Annotated in this window: 16 protein-coding genes; 3 read left to right on the top strand and 13 right to left on the bottom strand. The window is 62.6% G+C overall.

All coding sequences use genetic code 11. The annotated features are described in order from the left end of the window. Window positions 1–228: 228 nt before the first annotated feature. The 8 genes from ACJ8HN_RS20320 to bcsR form a co-directional block, all read right to left on the bottom strand. On the bottom strand, window positions 229–1515 hold the full coding sequence (locus tag ACJ8HN_RS20320) for a dicarboxylate/amino acid:cation symporter (protein WP_041037232.1): 1287 nt from the start codon (window positions 1513–1515) through the stop codon (window positions 229–231). A 274-nt stretch (window positions 1516–1789) separates the two neighbouring features. Continuing rightward, entirely contained in the window at window positions 1790–3796 is a 2007-nt protein-coding gene (gene hmsP / locus ACJ8HN_RS20325; RefSeq protein ID WP_033636621.1) for a biofilm formation regulator HmsP, read from the bottom strand. Between the two features lie 229 nt (window positions 3797–4025). Continuing rightward, on the bottom strand, window positions 4026–7499 hold the full coding sequence (gene bcsC / locus ACJ8HN_RS20330; RefSeq protein ID WP_442523861.1) for a cellulose synthase complex outer membrane protein BcsC: 3474 nt from the start codon (window positions 7497–7499) through the stop codon (window positions 4026–4028). Then, on the bottom strand, window positions 7481–8593 hold the full coding sequence (gene bcsZ / locus ACJ8HN_RS20335) for a cellulose synthase complex periplasmic endoglucanase BcsZ (RefSeq protein ID WP_060424208.1): 1113 nt from the start codon (window positions 8591–8593) through the stop codon (window positions 7481–7483). The genes bcsC and bcsZ overlap by 19 nt, the downstream gene beginning before the upstream one ends. A 5-nt stretch (window positions 8594–8598) precedes the next feature. Beyond that, complete coding sequence (gene bcsB, locus ACJ8HN_RS20340) at window positions 8599–10905, bottom strand: cellulose biosynthesis cyclic di-GMP-binding regulatory protein BcsB (protein WP_442523862.1); 2307 nt, start codon at window positions 10903–10905, stop codon at window positions 8599–8601. A gap of 80 nt (window positions 10906–10985) precedes the next feature. After that, entirely contained in the window at window positions 10986–13571 is a 2586-nt protein-coding gene (bcsA, locus tag ACJ8HN_RS20345) for a UDP-forming cellulose synthase catalytic subunit (protein ID WP_369950760.1), read from the bottom strand. After that, a complete protein-coding gene (bcsQ, locus tag ACJ8HN_RS20350) occupies window positions 13568–14308 on the bottom strand; it encodes a cellulose biosynthesis protein BcsQ (protein ID WP_049233737.1) in 741 nt (246 codons plus the stop codon). Before bcsQ ends, bcsA begins: the two co-directional genes overlap by 4 nt. Window positions 14309–14311: 3 nt before the next feature. Next, window positions 14312–14503, bottom strand: coding sequence for a cellulose biosynthesis protein BcsR (gene bcsR / locus ACJ8HN_RS20355; protein WP_033649881.1), 192 nt, complete (start codon window positions 14501–14503; stop codon window positions 14312–14314). 189 nt (window positions 14504–14692) lie between these two features. Here bcsR and bcsE point away from each other — a divergent pair, with 189 nt between their 5' ends. Genes bcsE through bcsG form a run of 3 tightly spaced genes read left to right on the top strand, consistent with a single transcriptional unit; the run spans window position 14693 to window position 18103 of the window. Then, window positions 14693–16261: a cellulose biosynthesis protein BcsE gene (bcsE, locus tag ACJ8HN_RS20360; RefSeq protein ID WP_442523863.1), complete on the top strand. Its 1569-nt coding sequence runs from the start codon at window positions 14693–14695 to the stop codon at window positions 16259–16261. Then, window positions 16248–16451, top strand: a complete 204-nt coding sequence (gene bcsF / locus ACJ8HN_RS20365) for a cellulose biosynthesis protein BcsF (RefSeq protein ID WP_004934139.1) — start codon at window positions 16248–16250, stop codon at window positions 16449–16451. The genes bcsE and bcsF overlap by 14 nt, the downstream gene beginning before the upstream one ends. Continuing rightward, window positions 16448–18103 (top strand): cellulose biosynthesis protein BcsG, encoded by a 1656-nt coding sequence (bcsG, locus tag ACJ8HN_RS20370; RefSeq protein WP_041037239.1) that lies wholly within the window; start codon window positions 16448–16450, stop codon window positions 18101–18103. The genes bcsF and bcsG overlap by 4 nt, the downstream gene beginning before the upstream one ends. Before the next feature lie 299 nt (window positions 18104–18402). Here bcsG and dppF read toward each other — a convergent pair whose 3' ends face one another. The 5 genes from dppF to dppA form a co-directional block, all read right to left on the bottom strand. Continuing rightward, complete coding sequence (dppF, locus tag ACJ8HN_RS20375; protein ID WP_033636613.1) at window positions 18403–19392, bottom strand: dipeptide ABC transporter ATP-binding subunit DppF; 990 nt, start codon at window positions 19390–19392, stop codon at window positions 18403–18405. Then, on the bottom strand, window positions 19389–20369 hold the full coding sequence (gene dppD, locus ACJ8HN_RS20380) for a dipeptide ABC transporter ATP-binding protein (protein WP_004934132.1): 981 nt from the start codon (window positions 20367–20369) through the stop codon (window positions 19389–19391). The genes dppF and dppD overlap by 4 nt, the downstream gene beginning before the upstream one ends. A 15-nt stretch (window positions 20370–20384) precedes the next feature. After that, entirely contained in the window at window positions 20385–21287 is a 903-nt protein-coding gene (dppC, locus tag ACJ8HN_RS20385) for a dipeptide ABC transporter permease DppC (protein ID WP_025304838.1), read from the bottom strand. Between the two features lie 11 nt (window positions 21288–21298). After that, on the bottom strand, window positions 21299–22318 hold the full coding sequence (dppB, locus tag ACJ8HN_RS20390) for a dipeptide ABC transporter permease DppB (protein ID WP_033636611.1): 1020 nt from the start codon (window positions 22316–22318) through the stop codon (window positions 21299–21301). A 170-nt stretch (window positions 22319–22488) separates the two neighbouring features. Then, window positions 22489–24096 (bottom strand): dipeptide ABC transporter periplasmic-binding protein DppA, encoded by a 1608-nt coding sequence (gene dppA, locus ACJ8HN_RS20395; RefSeq protein WP_442523864.1) that lies wholly within the window; start codon window positions 24094–24096, stop codon window positions 22489–22491. Between the last annotated feature and the right edge of the window lie 351 nt (window positions 24097–24447).

The raw sequence follows: 24447 nt of genomic DNA on the forward strand, positions 1-24447 counted from the left end.
TATGCAAATGCGTGTATTCCATTCAATGGAATCATAAAAATACGCCCTGAGTTTCACAGTGGGGCGGAAAGCAGAAAGTGTACCATCGTGTTAGACCGCGCGCCTTTGCGGATGTCACTCATTAGAGTGAAAAATAATAGATAGCGGGGTTTTTAATGCAAGAAATCGTTACGAGGCAGGGGGAAAACCTCACCGGCCGCGGCTGCGGCCGGTGATTCGCCGTCAATATCAGGCGGAAGGCAGCGTTTTGTCCGCGCCGGCGTTTTTGTTGTTCAGCGTGGCTTTCAGCTGTTTCTCATCCAGTTGGCCGCACCACCTCGCCACGACCACGGTCGCCACCCCGTTGCCCACCAGGTTGGTCAGCGCGCGGGCTTCCGACATGAAGCGGTCGATGCCGAGGATCAGCGCCAGGCCGGCCAACGGCAGGTGGCCGACGGCGGAGATGGTGGCGGCCAACACGATAAAGCCGCTGCCGGTCACGCCCGCCGCCCCTTTGGAGGAGAGCAGCAACACCACCAGCAGGGTAATCTGATGCATGATGTCCATGTGGGTGTTGGTCGCCTGCGCGATAAACACCGCGGCCATGGTCAGGTAAATAGAGGTGCCGTCCAGATTAAAGGAGTACCCGGTCGGGATCACCAGGCCCACCACCGATTTCTTGCAGCCCAGCCTCTCCATTTTATCCAGCATGCGCGGCAGCGCGGACTCGGACGACGAGGTCCCCAGCACGATCAGCAGCTCTTCTTTGATGTAGTTGACGAATTTGAAAATGCTGAAGCCGTTGGCGCGGGCGATGCTGCCCAGCACCACCACCACGAACAGGATACAGGTGATATAGAAGCACACGATCAGCTGGCCGAGTTGCACCAGGGTGCCAACGCCGTATTTACCGATGGTAAACGCCATGGCGCCGAAGGCCCCCAGCGGCGCCAGGCGCATGATCATGTTGATGATGCCGAAAATCACCCGCGAGAAGCTGTCGATCACGTTGAAGATCAGTTGCCCCTTTTCACCCAAGCGATGCAGGGCGAAGCCGAACAGCACCGCGAACAGCAGCACCTGCAGAATGTTGCCGCTGGCGAATGCGCCGATCACGCTGCCGGGGATGATGTCCAGCAGGAACGGGATGATGCCCTGCTGCTGCGCCTGCTCGGCGTAGACTGCCACCGCCTTGGCGTCCAGCGTGCCGGGATCGACGTTCATGCCGACGCCCGGTTGCACCAGGTTGACGATCACCAGGCCGATAATCAGCGCGATGGTGCTGACGATTTCAAAATACAGCAGCGCGATGGCGCCGGTGCGCCCCACCGCCTTCATGCTTTCCATGCCGGCGATGCCGGTCACCACGGTGCAGAAGATCACCGGGGCGATAATCATCTTGATCAGTTTGACGAAGCCATCGCCCAGAGGTTTCATCTCGGCGCCGAGGTCAGGGTAGAAATGGCCAAGCAGGATGCCCAGCGTGATCGCCGTCAGCACCTGAAAATAGAGGCTCTTAAAGATCGTTGTTTTCATATGAACATCCTATGGGGGGAAGACACGCACCAGGCAGCAGTCTAAAAATCCAGCCTGTTCATTGCTTGCGCGGAAAATAACACCCACTTAACAACATGGAAATAATTTGTTGCACCCGCCCCTGGGAGTTGATGTGAATTTAAGAGCTGAAACGCGTCAGTCGGGGTGCAAAGCTGAAAATTGCGTAATGCTTTGTTTGCACTAACGCAAAAGAGGTAGAGGAGAAATAGCGATTTTCGGACGGGGAAAAGTACCGGAAAGGTAAACGCGGCGCTTACGGCGCCGCGCGGCAAAACTCGGCTTCGAACGCTGCGCGCGGCAGCGGCCGGGCGAACAGGAATCCTTGCCCGCTGCGAATGCCGTGCTGCAGCAGGCAGTCGCGCTGCTCGGCGTTTTCCACGCCTTCGGCCATCACCGGCAACGCCAGCACTTCGGAGATCGCACTGACGATGCGCACCATCGCATCGTCGGCCGGCAGCCCCTGAATGAAGCTGCGGTCGATTTTAATCAAATCGATCGGCAGGGATTTCAAGCGGTTCAGGTATTCCAGACTGGAGTAGCCCATGCCGAAGTCGTCAAGCGCGATCGACAATCCCAGATCGTGCAGCTCGCGCAGCAGCGCCAGCGCGCGGTCGAGATCGTCGATGCGCACCGTCTCGGTGATCTCCAGCAGCAGCTTGCGCGGGTCGATCCGATACTGCGCCAGCAGGTTTTTCAGATGCGGGACGAACGCCTCATGCTGCATCTGTATACCGGAAACGTTGACCGCCAGCGGCAGCGCAATGCCGCGCTGCTGCCAGTCCGCCAGGATGCGGCAGGACTCTTCCAGCACCCAGTTGCCGAGAGGCACAATCACGCCCAGCTCTTCCGCGAGCGGGATAACGTCGGCCGGCAGGGTATAGCTGCCGTCATACTGCTGCCAACGCAGCAGCGCTTCGGCGCCGATCACCTCGTTGGACTGCATGTCGATCTGCGGCTGCAGGAACAGCGTAAAATGCCGCTGCTCGATGCCGTGCAAAATCTCGCTCTCCTGCGTCAGCCGCTTCTGCGTGCGTTCCGTCAGGCTGGGCTCGAAGAACAGGATCTGATTTTTTCCTTCACGGTGGGCGGACATCATCGCCGAGGTGGCGCTGCGCAGCAGCTGTTCCGCACTTTCCCCCTGATTGAGGTAGTGCGCGATGCCGATGCTGGCGTTGGGCCGCAGCGCCAGACCTTCCAGGGTCAAGGGCGCGTTGATCTCCGCCATGATGCGTCGCGCCAGCTGCATGGCGTGGAACGGCCGCTCGGTCCCCTTGGCCAGGATGGCGAATTCGGTATTGCTCAGCTGCGCCAGCACGCCGTTTTCGTCGATGCAGCCGCGCAGCTTCTTCGCCAGCGCCAACAGCAGCGCTTCACGCATCGCCGGGCTCATCACGCCCGAGGCTTCATGCAGCGTCTCGATGCCGATCACCAGCAGGTTAAAACGCTCGGGGCGCAGGCTGGAGGCGATATGCTGTTCCAGCAACGCGTTCAGCAATGCCGGATTCGGCAGTTCGGTCACCGGATGGCGGGTGCTCAGGCGGCTCATGTCGGCATGCGCCTTGGCCAGCGTCTGTTGATTGCGGTTGTAGTTGCGCACCAGCAGGCCGAGCTCGTCGTCCTGGTGCAGCGTCGGCAGCATCAGTTGGTGGTAGGGCGCTTCGTCCTGCGAGATGTTTTCCAGCTCTTTGGCCATCGCGCGCAGCGGATGCACCATCAACCGGTTCATGCACCAGGTGATGGCCACCGACAGGATCAGCGCCAACAGCAGGTAGGTCGACAGCATGGTCGACAAAATGCTGCGGATAAACTGGTACATGCGGAACGAATCGGCCTGCAGCACCAGATAGGCCAGCGGCTGCTGGTTGGCCGGCACCCGCTCCAGCGAATAGAGCGGCACGGAAATTTGGATCGGCAGCTCAAACAGCCGGGCGATCAGCGTCGGCACCGGCCGCTCCGGCGGGAAATTGGCGTGCAGCGCCTGAAATTCGTTCGGCAAGACGATATCCGCCCGGCTGAGAATGCCGACCGGCAACAGCGTGTTCAGCACCTTTTTGGCTTCCGGCACGTCCATGCGCAGCACCGCTTCCGCCAGCGGCTGGCGCACGGATTGAGCGATATTCTCCAGTTGCTGGGCGTAGTCATCCCTGCGCTGCTGCACAAAGTGGAATAACTGGATCACGATAAAGATGCAGATCGTGACCAGCGCCACGCCGGACACCGTCGCCATCTGCTTAATCGTTAACGAACGCCTGACCCGCAAACCTGCTCTCCGTGAAATCGGGCTGAAACAAAAAAGGGGGCTGACTCTCACCCGCCCCCTCGAACCGGGCTGATTATACTCGATCATCGGCTGTTTTTATCTGGCTATGCCGCAGGCAAAACCAAGAAAATCGCGGGTTTCAGTCTTTTCCTAAAGCGAACAAACGCGACCCGGACACAGGGTAACAAAACTCCCCGGTGTCCGACACTCCGAATCTTTCCCCTCCCGGCTACTTGAAGTCGGCGTAAGGCGTCAGCGGCTGCGGCGGCAAATCGAGATCCCCCTGCCAGCCGGCCAGGGAATAGCGCAGATAAATCAACGCGTGGCTCGGCGTATAGTCCTTCGCCTGTTGAATGTCGATACCGGCGCCGAGCGTCCAGTGCGAACTGAGACGGCGTTCGACGATCGCCCGCAGCGTATAACCGACGCCGCTTGAGGAGCTGCCGTCCTCGACGGCGAACTTATCGGGCAGCGAATCCGGGATCAGCCCCTGCAGCGGATAGCGGCGCTGGCTGTCGGTTTTCGAATGGGACAGCGAAACCGAACCGCCCAGCTCCCACGACCAGTTCTCGGTGCGCTGGCGATAGTTGACCGGCAGCGACAGCGACAGATATTGCTGCGGGCTGTAATAGCCGCCCTGCCCCAGCGAATAGCCGCTCAAATCCTTCTGGTAGTGCCACAGCATGGTATTGAGCCCGACGCTCAGGCGGCGATTGTCTTCGTTGATCAGCTTGTAGTAGTAGCCGGCCATCAACCGCTGCCGCTGGTTATCCGCCACGTTCTTGCCGGTAATCTGGTGCGCGCTGAGATCGGCCCACACGCCGTTCGCCTCACCGCGATCGTAGCTGGCGCTCAGGCTGACGCCGGTAGCGCGCACGCCGCCCCAGGTGGTGCCGGTGTTCGGATCCTTGGCGCCGCCGAACGCCAGCAGCGAGCTGGAGATCGGCCGCCGCGAGGCCGCCAGCGTCCAACCGATGTGGTTCCAGTCGCCGCTGTAGGCCAGGCCGCCGGTCCAGTCGACCACCTCGAAGCCCATCGGCGTCGTACCGATATCGGCGGCCCAACGATCGTTTTTCCAGCCGGCCGCCACGCTGGTGCCGGTGGATTTCTGATGTTCATCGCCGCGGCACCCTTGCGTGTTGCAAGTGCCGAAGGTCTCGTAATAGTGGCCGCTGCCGTCGGTCGAGAAGCGGCCGGCGTCCAGCTGCACGGTGTCGGTGCGCAAAAAGGCGCGCCCGTCATACAGCGGCATGTCCACCTGCAGCATGGTGTCATGCGCATTGAAGTCGGAAATACCGCCGGTGCCGCTCGAGCGCCAGTAATCGTGGTCGAGCGTGACGTTCACGTCTTGCTGCCGGTACAGATCCGCGGCCTCGGAACGGATGCCGCGTTTCAACCAGTCGTCGCCCGGGTTATTGCGCGTCAGAGAGGTGTAGGTGTCATTGTCCTGCGGCAGCGTCGGCGTGATGCCGCCGGCCACCATCGCCTGGCGGTAATCCTGCTGCGCCCGCTCCGGCTGCCGCTGCGCCCGTTCCAGACGGGCGGCGTCGCGGTAGATCAGCGCCTTGGTCTGCCCCACGGGCTCCGCGGCCGCCGCCGTTTTCAGCCGGCCGAAGATAGCTTCGGCCTGCTGCGGATCGCCGACCGCGCCCCAGGCGTTGGCGACCCGCCGTTGGCTGTTGAGCGAAGCGTCTTGCGGCTGCGGTTCGGTTTTCAGCCGCTGGCGCGCCGCGTCCAGATCCCCCTGCGCCACATAGGCTTCGATCTCGCCCAGCTGCGCATCCGGGTTGTTCGGTTCGCGCCGTTTCACCCGCTGATAGTCGCCCAGCGCCGCCGCATACTCCCCGCGCGCCAGCGCCCAGTCGGCCAGCAGCAAATCGATGCGGGTGTCCGCCGGCTGCCGGCGCAGATAGGCTTCCGCCGCCGGTTCGTCGCCGGCCGCCCGCAACCCTTCGGCATGTGCAATCACCGCCTGCATTTTTAGCCGCTGCGCCAGTTCGCGCATGTTGTCGTTCCACTGCGCCGCAGGCAGCGTATTGAGCTGCGCCAGCGCCTGGTCGTCGCGATCGCTGCCGGAAAGGTAGAGCGCATAGGCATAGGCCAACTGCGGATTGGCGCGCTGACGCTGCGCCAGCTGCCGGAATAAGGCGTCCGCCTGTTGCGGCTGCCCGGCCTGACGCAGCGCCTGCGCATAGCGATAGGTCAGCCAAACGTCGTCGGGATCCATCGGCTGGGCGCGGCGATAGATTTCCGCCGCCTGCTGCCACTGCTGCTGCGCCGCCAGCGTCTGCGCCTGTTGCTTCAACATATCGAGCCGCAGCCCGTCGAGGGTGCTGCGCAGCTTGGCCTGTTGGCTGCGCGGCAGGCCGTTGAGGTAGGCCAGCGCTTTTTCCGGCGACTGGCGTTGATAGAGATTCACCAGGCCGCGCAGCGCGCTGCCGTTACCGGGATCGCGCCGCAGCGCCTGCTGATAAAACCCTTCCGCCGCAGCGTCATCCTTGCTCGCCACCGCCACATCGCCCAGGCCGATAAACGCATCGCCGTCGCGGTCGTCGAGCTGGCGCGCCTGCTGGTATTTCTGCCTGGCCAGCGCAAGATTGCCGGCCTTCAGCGCCTTGTCGCCTTCGTCTATCGCCAGCCAGTAACTGGTGCTCTTGATCAGGCTTTGCCACTTGCCGCTGTCGTAGCCGTTCGTGTCGGCGGCAAGCGCCTGGCGGAACAGCTTCAACGCCTGCGGGCGGTTGCCGGCGCGCGAATAGGCCTGGCCGAGCGCGCCCAGCACCTCGGCGTCGTTCGGCGTCGCCGCCAGCGCCTTTTGCAACGCCGGAATGGCCGCCCGGCTGCCGCCTTTATCCACCTGCGCCAGGCCGCGCACCCGCGCCTGATACGCCGGATCGGCCAACAGTTTCTGCTGTCTGGCCAGCTCTTCGCGGGCGCTGGTCGCCTGATCTCCGGTATCGAACACGCCGAGGAAACGGTTGAGCGCCGCCACGCTCTGCGCGCTAACCGGCATCGCTTTGACCTTGTCCAACCACAGATCGGCGGCATCGCCGCGCCCGGCCGGATCGGCGGCGATCTTCTGCAGCAGCTCATAGGCCTGCGCGTCCTGGTTCTGACTGAACAGCATGCGCGCCAGCGACATGCGCAGCGCCACGTTGCCGGAATATTGCTGATCCAGCGCCTGCAGCTGCTTCAACGCCTTCGCCTCCTGCCCCGGCAAACGCGCCACCAGCCGCCAGTACTCCACTGCCAGCTCGAGCGTCGGCGGCTCGCCGTGGAACAGCGCATCGTACTGCGCCTTGGCCTCCGGCAACCGGCCGGCGGTCGCCATCAGGCGCGCCTGCTGCAACTTCTGCCGGGTTTCCGGCTGGGTCAGCAGCATGTTCATTTGCGCCTGGCGATAGGCGCTGGACTGCGGCGCGAGGGTTTTCAGCTTGTCCAACTGCTGCTGCGCCAGCGCCATATTGCCCTGCCGCAGCGCCAAACGCATGCGCGCGGCGATCACGTCCGGGTTGTTCGGATCCATCAACTCTAGCCGGTACAGCGACTGGCGCACCAGATCGTCCTTGTTGCCGGCCTCGCCAATGCGCACCTGTTCCAGCAGCCACTGCTCCGGGGCCACGGCTTCCGCAGCGCGCGCCTGCGGCAGCATCGCCAGGCTCAGCGGAATCAAATTCAGCCAGTTTATTTTGAAGTTGTGCATTGGCCGTCCCACGAGGGTTGCAATTCACCCTGACGATTAAAGCGATAACGTTGTTGATCCCACCCCTGGCCGAACAGCGTCAGCGAGGCGCTGAAATAGGCGTCGTCCCCCGGCGGATGTTCGCTGATGCGTTGCCGCTGTGTCGCCAGCGCCTCAGCCTGCGTCGCCAACATCGGCAACATCGAGGCGGAAAAGCCGACCGGGCCGCCGCCGGTGGTTTTGCCGCTGGCGGTATCGGTTTTCTCCGGCGGCACGCCCTGTTTGGCGGTGAGCTGCGCCATCGGCTGAAAACGTTCGAGCAGCGTCGCCTTGTATTCATCGTCGTCCGCCAGCATGCCGGCCCACAGATAAACCCGAATGGCGTCGTAGCTGCCGACGTTCGGCTTGACGGGATCCGGCTGCCAGCCGGCGCCGACCCGCCACACCACCCAGTCCGGCGAGAAACCGTGCGGCGCGGTGTCCAACCACAGCCGTTGATTGACCTGGCGCATCGCGCGCCACGGGCCGTTCAGCGCTGCAAAACGTGCCAACAGCTGCGGCGGCAGGTAGCTGGGATTCAGCCGCCAGCGATCGTCCGTCACGAACCCGACTTTGCCCGGCAGCAGCATCAGGCCCAGGCCGGGAATGTCGGCCACCTCCTCGCGGCCGATGCGTTGCAGCAGCAGCGTCCCCAGGGTTTGATAGCGCCGGCTTTTCCACAGGCGGCCGGCTTCGAGCAGGTTATAGGCGATCCACAGATCGGCGTCCGACGCCGAGTTGGCGTCCAGCACCTTCCACTGTTTGTCGTCGCTCTCGCCCCACAGCCAGGCGGGCAAACGGGCGCTGAGATCGCCCGCCGCCAGGTTGTTCTCCGTCCAGGCCAGCAGCAGATCGAAGGTCGGCCGGTCGTTGGCCACCAGGGCGAAGAACAGGCCGTAGCTCTGCCCCTCGGAGGTGGTGATTTTGTTCGGGCTGCTCGGATCGATCACCCGCCCCTGCGGGCTGATGTAGAACTGCTTGTACTGTTGCCAGCCCGGCCACTCGCAGGCCGCCGCGGCGCTGAAGGCGCACAGCAGCAGCATGCCGAGCGACAGGCGTTGCAGCATGGCGTTCACCGCCGTCAATCCCGATCTTCCGGCGCCAGACGACGCCGGCTGAAGGCCTTCAGGCCACGCCACAGCATCAGCCCCAGGATCACCACCAGCACCACCGCGATCACCGCCAGCAGCACCGGATGGGTGGAGAGGGCATACCACAGCCGCTCCCACCACGGCAGGTGGCCGACATAGTAAATATCGCCGACGCGCAGGCTGTTGACCCCCGATTCGCGGATCACCGCCACCGAGCCGAATACCGCGGCGCGCTTGCCGCTGTCCAGCAGGGCATTGTTCAGCAGCTCATAGCCGCGCGGGCTGTCCGCCAACAGCGCCACGATGCTGCGCTGGTCGTTGAACGGCGACTGCACGCCAATGATCGCCGACATTGCGCCCTCGGAGCTGACGGCAGTCTTGCTGTCCGGCCGGGTGTCCTCCGCCAGCGCTTCCGCGCTGGGCAGCGGCGGCTGCCGCGTCGGCTGTTTCACCCAGCTTTGGGTCGCGTCCACCAGCAGGCTGATTTTCTTGTCGTCGCGCAGCTCCGGCGGAATGGTGCCGACCATCAGGATATCGTCGTCGCGATCCTTGGCCTGCGACCAGTCATCGCTCAGCGTGAAGGCCAGCGCCGGGTAGCCGGTTTGCGCGCCGATCACGCCCAGCGCGTTCAGCAGCGCGCTGACCTGCGCCGGCTGCGGTTTCTGATTCACCAACACCAGCGTTTGCGACAGATCAGCCAGGCGGCTGAACGGGAAGCCGGCGTTGGCGAAGGCGCGCAGATCCGGCATCGCCATAAAGTGGCGGTAGCCGGAGAAATCGATGGTGGACGCGCCGTCGATCACCGCATGGTTTTGCGTGAAGGAGTAGGTTTCGCAGCGCCCTTCCGCGCCGCTGGCCAGCAGCGTGGTGTAATCGAAGTCAAAGCGCAGCTGGTTGGTGGCGCCCAGCCGCAACGCCGGAATACTGACGTTCTTGTCGGAGTCGAGCAGCCCCTGCGTCAACGGCAGGCGCAGCAGTTGCGCGCCCTGCTCGTGCTCCGGCACCAGCGAGTAAGCCTGCACGAACTGGTTGTTCAGGCTGACGCTCAGCCGCGAACCGTCCTGAATGCGCGGCGCGGTGTAACGGTATTTCAGGTGCATGTCGATGCCGGTGCTGCGGATCAGGAACAGATCCGGCGGCAGGTTCATGGTCAGCGAAATCGGGCCGGGCTCGATGCCGCTGGTTTGCAGCTGCTCGGCGTACTGCTGCAGCTCGGCGAAGGTCATCGGCCGATCGGTGCGCACCCAGTTCGGCGCGTCGTACGGCTGGCGCGGCGCCAGCTGTTCCACCTTGTCCACCGTTACGTTCTGGCCGCGGAACAGGATGTTGCCCTGCGCGATGCCCTTCACCGCGGTGATCAAATCGTTGTCGTCACGCCCCTGAATCAACAGCAGTTTGACGTACGGATTGTCCGGGTGGCTGATCATCTCCACCGTCGGGCCGTTGACCGCCGGATAATCGCGCAGGAAATCCGGGCGCTGCGAGTTGGTGGCGAACACCACCGCGTGCTGCGTCGGCAGCGCGTTGTACAGCGTCGGGAAGAATTGCCCGCGCCACTGCGCCTTGCTGCCGAACCAGGACGCCAGAATGCCCGCCGCACGCTGCTGGGCGAGATCCGGCTGGCCGGCGAACACCATCGGCAGCGTCAGCGGCCGATTATCGCGGCTGTCGAAGAACGGCTCAGGGAAGTGCGACAGCTCGTTTTTCACCGGCAGCGTCTGGAAACGCAGCTTCAGCGCGCTGGACTTGCTGACGTCGAGCCACAGCGAGGTGCTGGCCGGGTTTTCGCAGATATTTTGATAATGGCCGACGAACACCAACCGAACGCGGTTAAAATCGGTGATATAGCGCGGATCGATCGCCATCTGGATGCGATTGGGCTTGCCCAGCTGCTCCTTGGCGATCGTGGTCACGCCCATCAGCTCGTCGTTCAGGTAGACCTTGACGTGCGACTCCACCGGGATCAGCGCCGGCGACGGCGTAAACTCCATATCGAGCATCGCCTGCGAGACCACCTCGTCGCTGCGCACGCCGAATTCGATCTGCCCGTCCGGCCGGGTGCCGCGCAGAACAAAGGTGCCCGGCGGCGGCGCTATCTGCGCAAACGGCAGCGACACGTCGCGCACCGGCGCATTCGGATCCTGCGGCGCGGCGGCCGGCGGTGGCGCGATCGCCGTATCGGCCGCCGCGGCAATCGGCGGCTGGGCCGCCACGGTCGGCGCGGTGGCGGTTTCGGCCTGCGACAGGGTGCTGATGCCTAAGGCCAGAGCAGTTAACCAGGTTATTTTTCTCGTCATCGTATCATCATCAATGTTGGAGCCTGTTCACCGGGCGAGTGAGCGGGCGGTTGAACTCGCAGCTAACCCACTGTTTCTTGTTAACCCAAGGTCGGATCCCTGCCGACGCCGCGCGGAATAAACGACACGACCCAGGCGGTCAGCGAGGTGACCCCGACCAGCAGACCGCGCACCAGCGGCGGCGCGTAGTCCGCCATGCGCACATACCCCCGGAAGCCCAGCGCCAGCACGTCGCGCAGGCTTTCGATCGGCCGGTCTTCGGGGAACCCGTCCTGCCACAGCGCCCAGGTATCGGCGCGGGCGAAGGTGCACTGAATGAAATCGATGTGTTCGCGGGTGGAGAGGTCGACCAGGCGCACCCCCACCTTGTTGCCGAAGGCGCGCGTCACCACGCAGGGGAAGCTGTACTCCTGCTGGCCGCGCTTGAGCAGCAGCGAGAGCTTGTCGCCGTCTTTCAACGCGTTTTCCACCCGCATCTCAATGCCCACGCCGCCGTCGGAGTAATCGCGCAGCGTGCAGGGATACAGATGGCCGTCGGCGCGCGCGATCGCCGCCGGCATGGCGATTTCCACGCGGTGCGCCTGACGCACCTGCTTGGCCTCCACCGCCACCGCCACTGCGCCGCCGAGAATCGTCATGTTGTACAGCACCCACACCAGGCTGATGATCACCGTCATCACCTCGTCCGTCGGGCCATAGGCCAACCGCCAGACGCCGAACGCCAGCCCGGCCAGGTTCAGGATCACCAGGAACATGTAAGGCCGGGTGATCACCCAGTCGACGTGCTCCTCCTCCACCAGCCCGCCCTTGGCGGTGACGTTGAATTTGCCCTTGTGCGGATTGAACAGCGCCACCGTCGTCGGCCGCGCGATATACCAGGCCAGCACCGTTTCATAGATTTCGCTCCAGAACGAATGGCGGTATTTCCCCTGGATACGCGAGTTGGTCAGGCTGGCGTGGATCATGTGCGGCAGCACGTAAAGCGCGATCGCCAGCGCCGGCGCGAAGATGATGTAAGCATGCAGCAGCAAAAACGCCAGCGGCGCGGTGAGGAAGATCAGCCGCGGAATGCCCGACAGGAAGTGCAGCATGGCGTTGGCGTAGCACAGGCGCTGCGCCAGTTTCAGCCCCTTGCCCAGCAGCGGGTTGTCCAGCCGGAAGATCTGCACCATGCCGCGCGCCCAGCGAATGCGCTGGCCGATGTGCGCCGACAGGCTCTCGGTCGCCAGCCCGGCGGCCTGCGGAATGCGGATATAGGCCGAGGTGTGCCCGCGCCGGTGCAAGCGCAGCGAAGTGTGGGCGTCTTCGGTGACGGTTTCCACCGCGATGCCGCCGATTTCGTCCAGCGCGCTGCGGCGCAGGATGGCGCAAGAGCCGCAGAAGAAGGTCGCATCCCACATGTCGTTACCGTCCTGCACCAGCCCGTAGAACAAGGTGCCTTCGTTGGGCGTCTGGCGGAAGCGGCCGAGGTTGCGCTCGAACGGATCCGGCGAGAAGAAATGGTGCGGGGTTTGCAGCATCGCCAGCTTTTTGTCTTTGAAGAACCAGCCCATGGTCAGCTGCAGGAAGGAGCGCGTCGGCACGTGATCGCAGTCGAAAATCGCCACGAACTCGCCGGTGGCCTGCTTCAGCGCGTTGTTGATGTTGCCGGCCTTGGCGTGTTCGTGGGTCGGCCTGGCGATGTATTTCACCCCCACTTCGGCGGCGAACGCCCGGAATTCGGGGCGGTTGCCGTCATCGAGGATATAGATATTCACCTTCTCTTTCGGCCAGTCGATGCCCAGCGCCGCGTAGATGGTGGGCTTCACCACCCCGAGATCTTCGTTGTAAGTCGGCACCATCAGATCGATGGTCGGCCAGCTGGCGCTATCGGCGGGCAGCGGCACCGGCTGGCGGTTAAGCGGCCAGATGGTCTGGAAATAGCCCAGCACCAGCACCACCCAGGCGTAGGTTTCCGCCACCAGCAGCAACAGGCCGCACACCAGGCTTAGCGGGTCGTCCCAGTTCAGCGTGGCGGTATAGCGCCACCACAGGTAGCGACAGGAGACGGTCAGCGACAGCACGATCAGCATCAGCGCGGGCAAACGCCCCGGCACCCGGCGCACCACCATCGCGATCCCCCACAGCAGCAGGACGAACACGAACTGCGCCGGCAGATCGAACGGTTGCGAGATGCACAGCATGGCGAGGATCGCCGCCAGCACGCTGACCAGAATAAACAGCGCGCGCCGCATGCCGCGGTTCATGCGGCCGAGGCGCTCCACCGAGCGCTGTTCCACGCCGGCGTTCTTCAGCCGCTGCGGCAGGCCCTGCAGCCAGTCGGCATAGCGCTGCTGCAGGCGGCGCCAACCGGCGAAATAGTCGCGCTGCACCGGCGCGCGGCCGCTGCGAAACAGCAGCAGCCACAGCCCTTGCAGCAGATAACGCAGCGCATCCGCCGGGCGCGGGCGTTCGGCGGACAGATGCGGGAACCAGTAAGCGCGGCCGGTACGCACGCGCTGCCAGGCCGGCGACTCGAAGCGCAGCAGCAGCCAGCCCAACGCCACCAGCAGCGTGGCGAAAAAGGCGGTCAGCGCCGATGCGCCATTGCGGCGATAGCCGCGGTAGCGCGTCTGCACCGCCTGACGCACCGGCGGCACCAGCAGCAGGCTCAATACCCGGCTCATGGCGCAACGCCCCGTTTGAGATTGATCAGGCACCAGTTGGCCAGCGTCAGCACTTCATCCGCCGCCAGGCTCTCGGGGCGGTACTCGCCCAACGGCTGTTTGACCGCCAGCGCTTCCGCCAACGCTTCGTCGCGGTGGATCACCACCGGCAACAGGCCGCTCAGCGTTTGCAGCCACAGCTGATGCAGATCCTGCTGCAGCTGGCTGGCGGAGGAGTAGTGATTGACCAGGAAACGGCAGTCGTTCGGCAGTGTCTGCTGATGGAGCCGCACCTGGCAATTGGCGTCGGGGTTCAACAGCATGAACACACAGTCGGCAAGCTGCAGCGCCTGCTGCGCCAGCACGCCGTCCCCAACCGGGACATCCAGCAGGATCCAGCGCTGCGGATCGCCGGCGATCAGTTGGCGCACATTGTCGCGCCAGCGTTCCGGCTGCTCCCGACACTGACGCTGCACTTCCAGCCGTTCCGCCGCATTCAGGCAGCCAAAGGGCAGAAAGTCGAGGTTTTCACAATAACGCAGCGCGCCTTCCTGCCAGCCGCCGCCATCCCGCTCCGCGCGAGCCCAGCCGCGCGCCAGCTCGAACGGCGTGTTGAAATGCAGGCGCAGCAGATTATCCGGCGTGAAATCGATCGCCAACACCGACTCACCCAGCTGCTGCAACGCCCAGGCGAGCGCCGCCGTGACCGACGTCGTCCCCATTCCACCCCGCAACCCTTGCAGCGCGATCACCGGCATAGATCAATGGCTCCCCGTGGTCTGCGCCAATTCGGCCAACAGTGGCCAGCGCGTCATCATTTGCGTTAACCGCTCCTGCCGGGAAATATCGACATAGCTTAATTTCGGCAATGAAAAAGCTTGGCTGAGCGCCTGCAGGTCATCCTGGCTCTCCCCAGGCGCTGCTGCACGAAAATGGGTGGGTGCGTTATTCATTCTTCCGCCTTGGCGAAAATAGGCTATGTTAATTAACTATAGCAACGATACAAAAAGAGAGAGGCAATAAGATGATTCTCAACAAATATTGTTGCAGAGCGTAGGAGATTTGTTATTGCCAGAGTAAAAATGGCTATCTTTATATATAAACGCCTTTAGTCGGCTTTCAACGAAAGTAGAACACATCCTATGGCGCACTCTTTTTCTCTAGGCATTCGGCAGATTTGGGAAGAGCTGTCGGTGATGCAGGCCCCCGGGCTTTATTGGATCAATATCGACAGGCAAAGCGACGCCGCGCTGCTGTGTCGCCAGGTCATTGCCGCCCAGCCGGCCACCCGCAAAGTCGCCCTGATCTGCAGCGGCGACAAACCCGATCGCCTGCTGGCCGAGCTGGCTTCGCCCGCGTTGCAGAAGCTGCCGCTGTATCAATTACCGGAGAAAAAAGCCGCGCTGACGCAGCTGAGCGACGATCTGATGCGCGCCCTGCGGCCGCAAAATCGCTTACTTATCCTGCTGGCCCACGCCAGCCTGTGGCAAACCTTCACCACCGAAGAGCTGCGCGAGTGGACGCGCGCCCTCGCCGCCTGGCTGCGGCGGCAGGGCTGCACGCTGTTGATTCTCAGCCACGGCGGCGGCATCAATAAGCTCAAAGGGCAGCTCAGCGCGCAGCATCGCATCCTGAACGGCCTGTCCAGCCTGCAATGGCAACAGGACAGCGCGCAATATCTGGTGAACTGGTGGAGCACCGAAAACGGCATCAACGCCAATCAGCTGCTGACGCTGTACGCCGCGGAAGGCGGCTGGCAGGGTGAGGAGGAAAACAGCCAACCCTCCCCCACCGCCTTGCGCAGCGATGAAGGCCTGTATCTGGCTGAGCGCAGCATCCTGGAAGGCGCGCCACCGCTGTCCGCCAACTGGCAGCTGCTGGAGAGCAACGACGAACTGGCGCAGCACGGCATGCTGAGACTCTCGGCGACGTTGATTTTCGCGCTGTACCAAAGCGACCAAATCGATCACCTGGCGCACCAGATCCACACCCTGCGCCGCAGCCGCGGCAACGGCCTGAAAATCGCGGTGCGCGAGATGAGCGCCAGCCTGCGCTACAGCGACGAGCGGCTGCTGCTGGCCTGCGGCGCCAACCTGATCGTGCCGCACGTCGCGCCGCTGTCGCGTTTTCTGACCATGCTCGAGGGCATCCAGGGGCAGCGCTTCTCGCGCCATGTGCCCGCCGACATCGATGCGCTGCTGGCCGGTTTGCGCCCGCTGCAGCTTAAAGGCTATATGCGGCCGGAACCGTTCAGCCAGGCGGTGCTTTCGCTGATGGGCAACACGCTGCTGCCCGAGGACGGCAAAGGCGTGATGGTGGCGCTGCGGCCGGCCACCGGCCTGCGCGCCGAACAGGCGATGACCCTGTGCCACCTGCGGCGCTTCGGCGACGTGATGACCGTGGTGCAGGGGCGGCTGGTGCTGTTTCTCTCCACCTGCCGCATCAACGATCTGGATACCGCGCTGAGGTTCATCTTCCGCCTGCCGGTGGATGAAGCCTTCAGCAACCGGGTGGTGTGGCATCAGGACGTCGATATCATTTCGGAAATCAAACGCATGGCCCAGGGGCGCTGGCAGATTTCGGCCACCGGCACCGCCGGCGCCGCGCCGCGCCCCCGCGAGACGGCGGCCGAGGCGCCCGCAGAACGGCGGCAGCCGGTCGCCTTCACGCTGAAGCTTGGCCCGCAGGAGGAACCGCATGCTGAACCTTAACGACATCGTGCAACTGATCCTACTGTGCGCGCTGATCTTCATCCCGCTGGGCTACGCCTTTCATCGGCGTTTTCCGCATTTGCGTCAATACTGGCAAAACCTGTTGTTATCGCCGCGCTATTTGAAATCCGCCGGTTTGTGGGTGCGCACAGGCTCCTCATCTCAGATTAAACGTAAGAAGCAGCCATGAATCCAAACTCGAAGACGCAATCCGATAACGCTCTATGGCGCTACTGGCGCGGACTGGGCGGCTGGAACCTGTACTTTCTGGCCAAATTCGCCCTGCTGTGGTTCGGCTACCTGAACTTCCACGCGCTGCCGAACCTGGTGTTCATGGCGTTTCTGCTGATGCCGATCCCGTCGCAGCGCCTGCATCGCTGGCGCCATTACCTCGCCATTCCGATCGGCATCGCGTTGTTCTACCACGACACCTGGCTGCCGGGCATCAACAGCATTCTCAGCCAGGGTTCGCAGCTGGCCGGCTTCAGCGCCCAGTATCTGCTGGAGCTGATCGGTCGCTTTATCAACTGGCAAATGATCGGCGCGGCCTTCGTGCTGTTTATCGCCTACCTGTTCGTCGCGCAGTGGGTGCGCGTCACGGTGTTCACCGTGGCGGCGCTGGTGTGGCTCAATATCGTCAACATCGCCGGACCGGCAGTCTCCCTGCTGCCCGCGACCTCCACGGCCGCGGCCGGCGGCGCCAATACGCCGGCCACGTCTGCGCCGGCGGCGGGGGATGCTGCGCCGGCAGACAGCCTGCCGCCGACCAGCGCCAACCTGACGGCCTACCTGAACCAGTTCTACGAGCGAGAAAAAGGCCGCACCACCGCGTTCCCGGCCAGCTTGCCCGCCGATGCCCAGCCGTTCGATCTGCTGGTGATCAACATCTGTTCGCTGGCCTGGGCCGATATGGACGCGGTCAACCTGCAAAATCACCCGCTGTGGTCGAAGATGGACATCATGTTCGACAACTTCAACTCGGCCACCGCCTACAGCGGCCCGGCGGCCATCCGTTTGCTGCGCGCCAGCTGCGGCCAGCTTTCGCATCGCGATCTGTATCAGCCGGTGAACCAGCAGTGTTACCTGTTCGACAACCTGGCGAAGCTCGGCTTCAAGGAACAGCTGATGCTCGATCACTCCGGGGTGTTCGGCAACTTCCTGAAAGAGCTGCGTGAACAGGGCGACATGCAGGCGCCGCTGATGTCGCAGGCCGGCATCGGCAACGAGCTGACGTCGTTCGACGGCGAGCCGATTTATAACGATCTCGAATTGCTGACCCGTTGGCTGGATCAGCAGCAAAAAGGCGGTGACGGCCGCACCGCCACCTTCTTCAACGTCATCCCGCTGCACGACGGCAACCGCTTCGTCGGCTCCAACAAGAGCGCCGACTACCCGCCGCGCGCGCAGAAGCTGTTCGATCAGCTGAACACCTTCCTCGATCAGTTGGAGAAATCCGGCCGCAAAGTGGTGGTGGTGATCGTGCCTGAACACGGCGCGGCGTTGGTGGGCGACAAGATGCAGATGTCCGGCCTGCGCGACATTCCCAGCCCGAATATCACCCATACGCCGGTCGGCATCAAACTGGTGGGCATGAAGGCGCCGCATCAGGGCAGCCCGCTGCAGATCAAAACGCCGAGCAGCTATCTGGCGCTGTCTGAACTGGTGTCGCGCCTGGTGGACGGCAAGGTCTTCAGCGAACCCAGCGTCGACTGGCAGGCGCTGACCCAGGGGCTGCCGCAGACCCCGGTCATCTCCGAAAACGACAACGCCGTCGTGATGCTGTATCAGGGCAAGCCCTACATTCGCCTGAACGGCGGCGACTGGGTGCCTTATCCGCAATAAGCGCGGCCTCATTCACCCAAAGCACGCCGTCGGCGTGCTTTTTTATTGGGTTTGTTATAATAAAAATGGCGAACGCTATCGGCCGAAATAAACTTATTAACAGCAACCCGTTGAATTCTCTTATTCGATTATTATTATCGTATGAAGATTCTTAAAAATATAACGTTTTCCAGAATTATGTTAAGAGCATAATTTAAAAGACGGGTTGTCACGATCGTCTACTGACCAACCCTTTGATTGAATAATAAAAAACGCCGGCGCTGTGCCGGCGTTTGGTTTAGACAGGAAAATCCGGCGCTTCACGCCCCCGGATGTTCGTCCTGATCGACCGCAAAGCAGGCCACCATCTGCTCACCGTACTGTTTGAGCTGCGGCTGCAGCTGAACGCAGGTGCCGAAGGCGCGGCGGCAGCGGGCATTGAACGCACAGCCCGGCGGCGGATTCATCGGGCTGGGCAGCTCGCCAGTCAGCTTGATGCGCTCGCGGCGCATATCCGGATTCAATCGCGGCGTCGCCGACAGCAGCGCCTGAGTGTACGGATGGCGCGGATTGTTGAAGATCGCCTCTTTGCTGCCCTTTTCCACGCAGCGGCCGAGGTACATCACCATCACCTCGTCGGCGATGTGCTCCACCACCGACAGATCGTGCGAGATGAACACATAGGACAGCCCCAGATCCTGCTGCAGATCCATCATCAGGTTCAGCACCTGAGCGCGCACCGACACGTCCAGCGCCGACACCGGCTCATCGGCGATCACCACGTCCGGGTTCAGCATCAGCCCGCGGGCGATGGCGATACGCTGACGCTGGCCGCCGGAAAACATGTGCGGGTAGCGATCGTAATGCTCGGTCTTCAGGCCGACCTTCGCCATCATCTCCAGCGCTTTTTCCCGCCGTTCGGCGGCGCTGAGCGAGGTATTGATCAACAGCGGCTCCTCGAGGATCTGCCCGACCTTCTTGCGCGGGTTGAGCGATCCGTAAGGATTCTGGAACACGATTTGGATCTTCTGGCGGCGCAGCTTCTCGGCAGAGGCGTCCGGCTTCAGCAGATCTTGCCCCTGATAGTACAGCTCGCCGCCGGTCGGCACTTCGATCATCGTCAGCAGGCGGCCGAGCGTCGATTTGCCGCAGCCCGACTCACCGACCACCGCCAGCGTTTTGCCGCGCTCCAGGGTGAAGGAGACGCCGTCCAGCGCCTTGACCAGCCGCTCCGGCGCGAACAGGCCCTTTTTCACCGGGTAATGCTTCTTCAGGTCAATTGCCTGCAGTAAAGGTTGATTCTGGCTCATACGGTCGGCCTCCCCGCATCATCCAGCGGTGTGTGACATTTAACCTGACGGCCGGGAATGCTGCGCAGTTCCGGCTCCTCGTTGCGGCAGCGCTCGTTGGCGTAGGGACAACGCGGGTTGAGCAGGCAGCCGGTCGGGCGATCGTATTTGCCCGGCACCACGCCCGGCAGCGAAGCCAGCCGCGCCTTGTCGGCGGCGAACTCCGGCAGCGCGCGCAGCAGCGCCTGGGTGTACGGGTGGCGCGGGGCGCGGAAAATCTCCGCCGCCTTGCCGGATTCCACCACCTGGCCGGCGTACATCACGATGATGTGGTGCGCAGCTTCCGCCACCAGCGCCAGATCGTGGGTGATCAGCAGCAGCGCCATGTTTTCGCGCTGCTGCAGATCCAGCAGCAGTTCGATGATCTGCGCCTGGATGGTCACGTCGAGCGCGGTCGTCGGCTCATCGGCGATCAGCAGCTTCGGCCGACAGGCGATGGCCATGGCGATCATCACGCGCTGGCTCATGCCGCCGGAAAGCTGGTGCGGGTACACGTCCAGCCGCGAGGCCGGATCGGGAATGCCCACCTGGGTCAGCAGGTCGATAGCGCGCTGGCGGCGAGTGCGGCGGTTGCCGCCCTGGTGCACCTTCAGCGCCTCCATGATCTGATAACCGACGGTATAGCACGGGTTCAGGCTGGTCATCGGATCCTGGAAGATCATCGCCACTTCGGAGCCCACCAGCTGGCGGCGCTCTTTTTCGGAGATCTTGCGCAGATCCTGGCCGTTGAACTCCAGCTTGTCGGCCATCACCTTGCCGGGGAAATCGATCAGGCCCATGATCGCCAGCGAGCTGACGGATTTGCCGGAGCCGGATTCACCGACGATGCCGACCACCTGGCCTTGCTCCACGCTGTAACTGATGCGGTCTACCGCGCGGAACGGGGTGCCTTCGTCACCGAAGTGCACCGAAAGCTTGTCTACATTCAATAACGCCATCTCTCTCGTCCTCTGTTACTGCTTGAGTTTGGGGTCGAGAGCGTCACGCAAACCGTCCCCCATCAGGTTGAATGCCAGCACCGTCAGCAGGATCGCCACGCCGGGGAAAGTCACCACCCACCAGGCGCTTTGCGCGAACTGCAGCACGTCGGAGAGCATGGTGCCCCACTCCGGCGTCGGCGGCTGCGCGCCCATGCCCAGAAAGCCGAGAGCGGCCATGTCCAGAATGGCGTTCGAGAAACCGAGAGAAGCCTGCACGATCAAAGGCGCCAGGCAGTTAGGCAGAATATTGACGAACATCTGGCGCAGCGCGCCGGCGCCCGCCACCCGCGAAGCGGTGACGTAGTCGCGGTTCACCTCCACCAGCACCGCTGCGCGCGTCAGACGCACATAGTGCGGCAGGGCGACGAAGGTCAGCGCCAGCGAGGCGTTGACGATCGACGGCCCGAATACCGCCACCAGCACCAGCGCCAGCAGCAGGCTCGGCAGGGCCAGCATGATGTCGACGACGCGCATGATAATCGCGTCCACCACGCCGCCGAAGTAACCGGCCAGCAGGCCGAATATCACGCCCATGATCAGCGACAGCACCACCACCAGGCAGCCGACCAGCAGCGACAGGCGCGCACCGTACATCAGGCGCGACAGCACGTCGCGGCCCACGTCGTCGGTGCCGAGGATATATTGCCAGCTACCGCCCTCTTGCCACACCGGCGGCTTGAGCAGCGCGTCGCGGAACTGGTCCGCCGGCGCATGCGGCGCCAGCACGCCGGCGCCGAGCGCGATCACCAGCATCAGAACGATATACACCAGGCCGACCACGGCCCCTTTATTGCGCTTGAAATAGTGCCAGAACTCCTGAAACGGGGTCATCGGCTTCGGCGCACCTTTAACTGCAGACTCAGTGATTTGAGACATGAGAGCGCCCCTTATTTCTTGTGGCGAATACGCGGGTTGACCACGCCGTAGAGCACGTCTACCAGCAGGTTAACCAGAATGATCATACAGGCGACCAGCAACACCCCGCCCTGCACCACCGGGTAGTCGCGGCGCTGCAGCGCGTCGATCAGCCAGCGGCCCAGCCCCGGCCAGGAGAAGATGGTTTCGGTCAGAATGGCGCCGGCCAGCATGGTGCCGACCTGCAGCCCGATCACCGTCACCACCGGCAGCAGCGCGTTGCGCAGCGCGTGAACGACGATCACCCGCATGCGGCTCACGCCCTTGGCGCGCGCGGTGCGGATGTAGTCTTCGCCCAACACCTCCAGCATCGAGGAACGGGTCATGCGCACGATCACCGCCAGCGGAATGGTGCCCAGCACGATGGCCGGCAGGATCATGTGCATCACCGCGTCGACGAAGTCGCCCGGCTCGCCCCAGATCAGGGTGTCTATCAGCATGAAGCCGGTCAGCGGCTGGCTGTCGTCGAGGAAGACCGTGTCGCTGATGCGCCCCGACACCGGCGTCAGGTTGAGCTGCACCGACACCAGCATGATCAGCATCATGCCCCACCAGAAAATCGGCATCGAATAGCCGGTCAGCGAGATGCCCACCGCGGTATGGTCGAAGACCGAGCCGCGTTTGACCGCCGCCAGCACCCCGACCGGGATGCCTACCAGCACCGCGAAGATCATCGCGCAAATGCCCAGTTCCAGCGTGGCCTGAAAGCGCGGAACGAACTCGCTCCAGACGGAGATGCGGCTTTTGAGGGAGGTGCCCAGATCGCCTTGCAGCACGTTGGACACGTAGGAGAAATATTGTTGATAGAGCGGCTTGTCCAGCCCCATTTCCGCCATCAGCTGCGCGTGGCGCTCGGCGGAGATACCGCGCTCCCCGGCCATGATGGTCACCGGATCGCCGGGGATCATATGGACGAATGCAAAAGTCAGCAATGTAATGCCGATAAACGTTGGGATAACTAACCCCAAACGTCGGAGTATGAACTGCAACATATCCCGAACTCTCTGTATCAATGCCCGGCAGCTCATCGTCCGCCAGGCTTATTAACGCTCACATGCCTTTGAACGATTCGACGGCCATACGCCGGAGACTGGTCAGCAGGGGCGCAAACCTGTTGCGCCCCTGCAAGTCCATTCGTGCGTCTCCGGTAAAGCGGTCGAAATCAGTCTACAGAGACATTCTCGAAGTGATGCTTACCGAGCGGATCCACGACGTAGCCTTTCACTTCCTTACGCACAGGCTCGTACACGGTGGAGTGTGCGACAATCAGCGCCGGAGCCTGATCGTGCATCACCACCTGCGCCTGCTTGTACAGTTCGATGCGCTTGTCGTGGTTGGATTCGGCGCGCGCCGGTTGAATCAGATCTTCAAACGGCTTGTAGCACCAGCGGGAGTAGTTGGAGCCGTCTTTCGCCGCCGCGCAGCTGAACAGCGTGGCGAAGAAGTTGTCCGGATCCCCGTTGTCGCCGGTCCAGCCCATCATCACCGTCTGGTGTTCGCCCGCTTTGGCGCGCTTGAGGTATTCACCCCACTCATAGGTCACGATTTTGGCTTTCACGCCGATCTTGGCCCAGTCGGCCTGGATCATTTCCGCCATGCGGCGCGCGTTCGGGTTGTAAGGACGCTGTACCGGCATCGCCCACAGGTCGATGCTGAAACCGTCGGCCATGCCCGCTTCTTTCAGCAGCTCTTTCGCCTTGGCCGGATCGTAAGCGTAATCCTGCACCGCGTCGTTATAGCCCCACATGGTCGGCGGGATCAGGTTCTTGGCCGCCTGGCCCGCGCCCTGATAAACCGCATCGATGATCGCCTGCTTGTTGACCGCCATGGTCAACGCCTGACGCACCTTCAGGTTATCCAGCGGTTTTTTCTCGACGTTGAACGACAGGTAGCCCACGTTCAGGCCCGGCTGCTCCATCAGGTTGATGGACTTGTCTTGCTTCATGCGGGCGATATCGGCCGGGTTCGGGTACGGCATCACCTGACATTCGTTTTTCTGCAGTTTGGCGTAGCGCACGGAGGCGTCAGGCGTGATGGAGAACACCAGGCGATCGATCTTCGGCTTGGTGCCCCAGAAACCGTCGAATGCCTTGTACAGGATCTTGGAGTCTTTCTGGTATTGCAGCAGCTGGAACGGGCCGGTGCCGATCGGGTTCAGGTCGACCTTCTCCGGCGTGCCGGCTTTCATCATCACGTCGGCGTATTCGGCGGACAGGATGGACGCGAAGTCCATGCCCAGGTCAGCCAGGAACGGCGCTTCCGGGCGGTTCAGCACGAAGCGCACGGTGTTGTCGTCCACTTTTTCAATCTTGGCGATCAGCTTAGGCATGTCCATGCCTTCAAAGTATTCGTAGCTGCCGCCGGACACTTTGTGATAGGCGTTGTTCGCATCCAACTGGCGTTCAAAGGAGAACACCACGTCGTCGGCGTTGAAATCGCGCGTCGGTTTGAAGTCTTTGCTGCTCTGCCACTTCACGCCTTTGCGCAGGTGGAAGGTGTAGGTTTTGCCGTCTTCGCTGACGTCCCACTTCTCAGCCAGGCCCGGCTGCAGTTCGGTGGTGCCGATTTTGAATTCGACCAGGCGGTTGTAGATCGGTACCGAGCTGGCGTCGTAGGTGGTGCCGGAGGTAAACAGCTGCGGGTTGAACCCTTCCGGGGAACCTTCAGAACAGTAAACCAACGTCTTGGCCTGTACGCTGGCCGCCACGGTCAGCGCGATCAGCCCAATGCCGAATTTCAGAACCCCCAATTTACCCAAGGAACGTGTCATCGTTAGTGCTCCATTGTGTGATGTGATGTGTGTCATTGCCGCCAGACCTGTATTTTTTATTGCGTGGCCTGTGCGATCGGCGCCCGAAGGCAGAAGGTGTACGAGGAGAGAATGCCGGATGGAACGCATCGCGGCGGGGACGTCTGAGCGCGTGGAATTCACTCAAACAACTCTCGCTCTTACCCCTGAGGCTATCAAGTTGCCAACTGTTTGGGGTGTCGTCAATATAACCAGTGGGGATTTACGCAGACTGTGAGAAACAGCAAACAAACATAAAAAAAACCTTTTGTTAACACTTACAGCATGAAAATTTATGCTAAGCGGACATTTTCAGCGCATTGGTCTGACCCT

The sequence above is a fragment of the Serratia sp. CY29653 genome (assembly GCF_052169255.1).
In the GTDB taxonomy this organism is placed as follows: Bacteria; Pseudomonadota; Gammaproteobacteria; order Enterobacterales; family Enterobacteriaceae; genus Serratia; species Serratia sarumanii.

Coding starts and splice junctions, on each gene's coding strand:
- dppD (WP_004934132.1), bottom strand. CDS start 20,369: ATGGCGTTATTGAATGTAGACAAGCTTTCGGTGCACTTCGGTGACGAA.
- bcsE (WP_442523863.1), top strand. CDS start 14,693: ATGGCGCACTCTTTTTCTCTAGGCATTCGGCAGATTTGGGAAGAGCTG.
- dppC (WP_025304838.1), bottom strand. CDS start 21,287: ATGTCTCAAATCACTGAGTCTGCAGTTAAAGGTGCGCCGAAGCCGATG.
- dppA (WP_442523864.1), bottom strand. CDS start 24,096: ATGACACGTTCCTTGGGTAAATTGGGGGTTCTGAAATTCGGCATTGGG.
- bcsC (WP_442523861.1), bottom strand. CDS start 7,499: ATGCACAACTTCAAAATAAACTGGCTGAATTTGATTCCGCTGAGCCTG.
- bcsB (WP_442523862.1), bottom strand. CDS start 10,905: ATGACGAGAAAAATAACCTGGTTAACTGCTCTGGCCTTAGGCATCAGC.
- ACJ8HN_RS20320 (WP_041037232.1), bottom strand. CDS start 1,515: ATGAAAACAACGATCTTTAAGAGCCTCTATTTTCAGGTGCTGACGGCG.
- bcsQ (WP_049233737.1), bottom strand. CDS start 14,308: ATGCCGGTGATCGCGCTGCAAGGGTTGCGGGGTGGAATGGGGACGACG.
- bcsA (WP_369950760.1), bottom strand. CDS start 13,571: ATGAGCCGGGTATTGAGCCTGCTGCTGGTGCCGCCGGTGCGTCAGGCG.
- bcsF (WP_004934139.1), top strand. CDS start 16,248: ATGCTGAACCTTAACGACATCGTGCAACTGATCCTACTGTGCGCGCTG.
- dppF (WP_033636613.1), bottom strand. CDS start 19,392: ATGAGCCAGAATCAACCTTTACTGCAGGCAATTGACCTGAAGAAGCAT.
- dppB (WP_033636611.1), bottom strand. CDS start 22,318: ATGTTGCAGTTCATACTCCGACGTTTGGGGTTAGTTATCCCAACGTTT.
- bcsG (WP_041037239.1), top strand. CDS start 16,448: ATGAATCCAAACTCGAAGACGCAATCCGATAACGCTCTATGGCGCTAC.
- bcsR (WP_033649881.1), bottom strand. CDS start 14,503: ATGAATAACGCACCCACCCATTTTCGTGCAGCAGCGCCTGGGGAGAGC.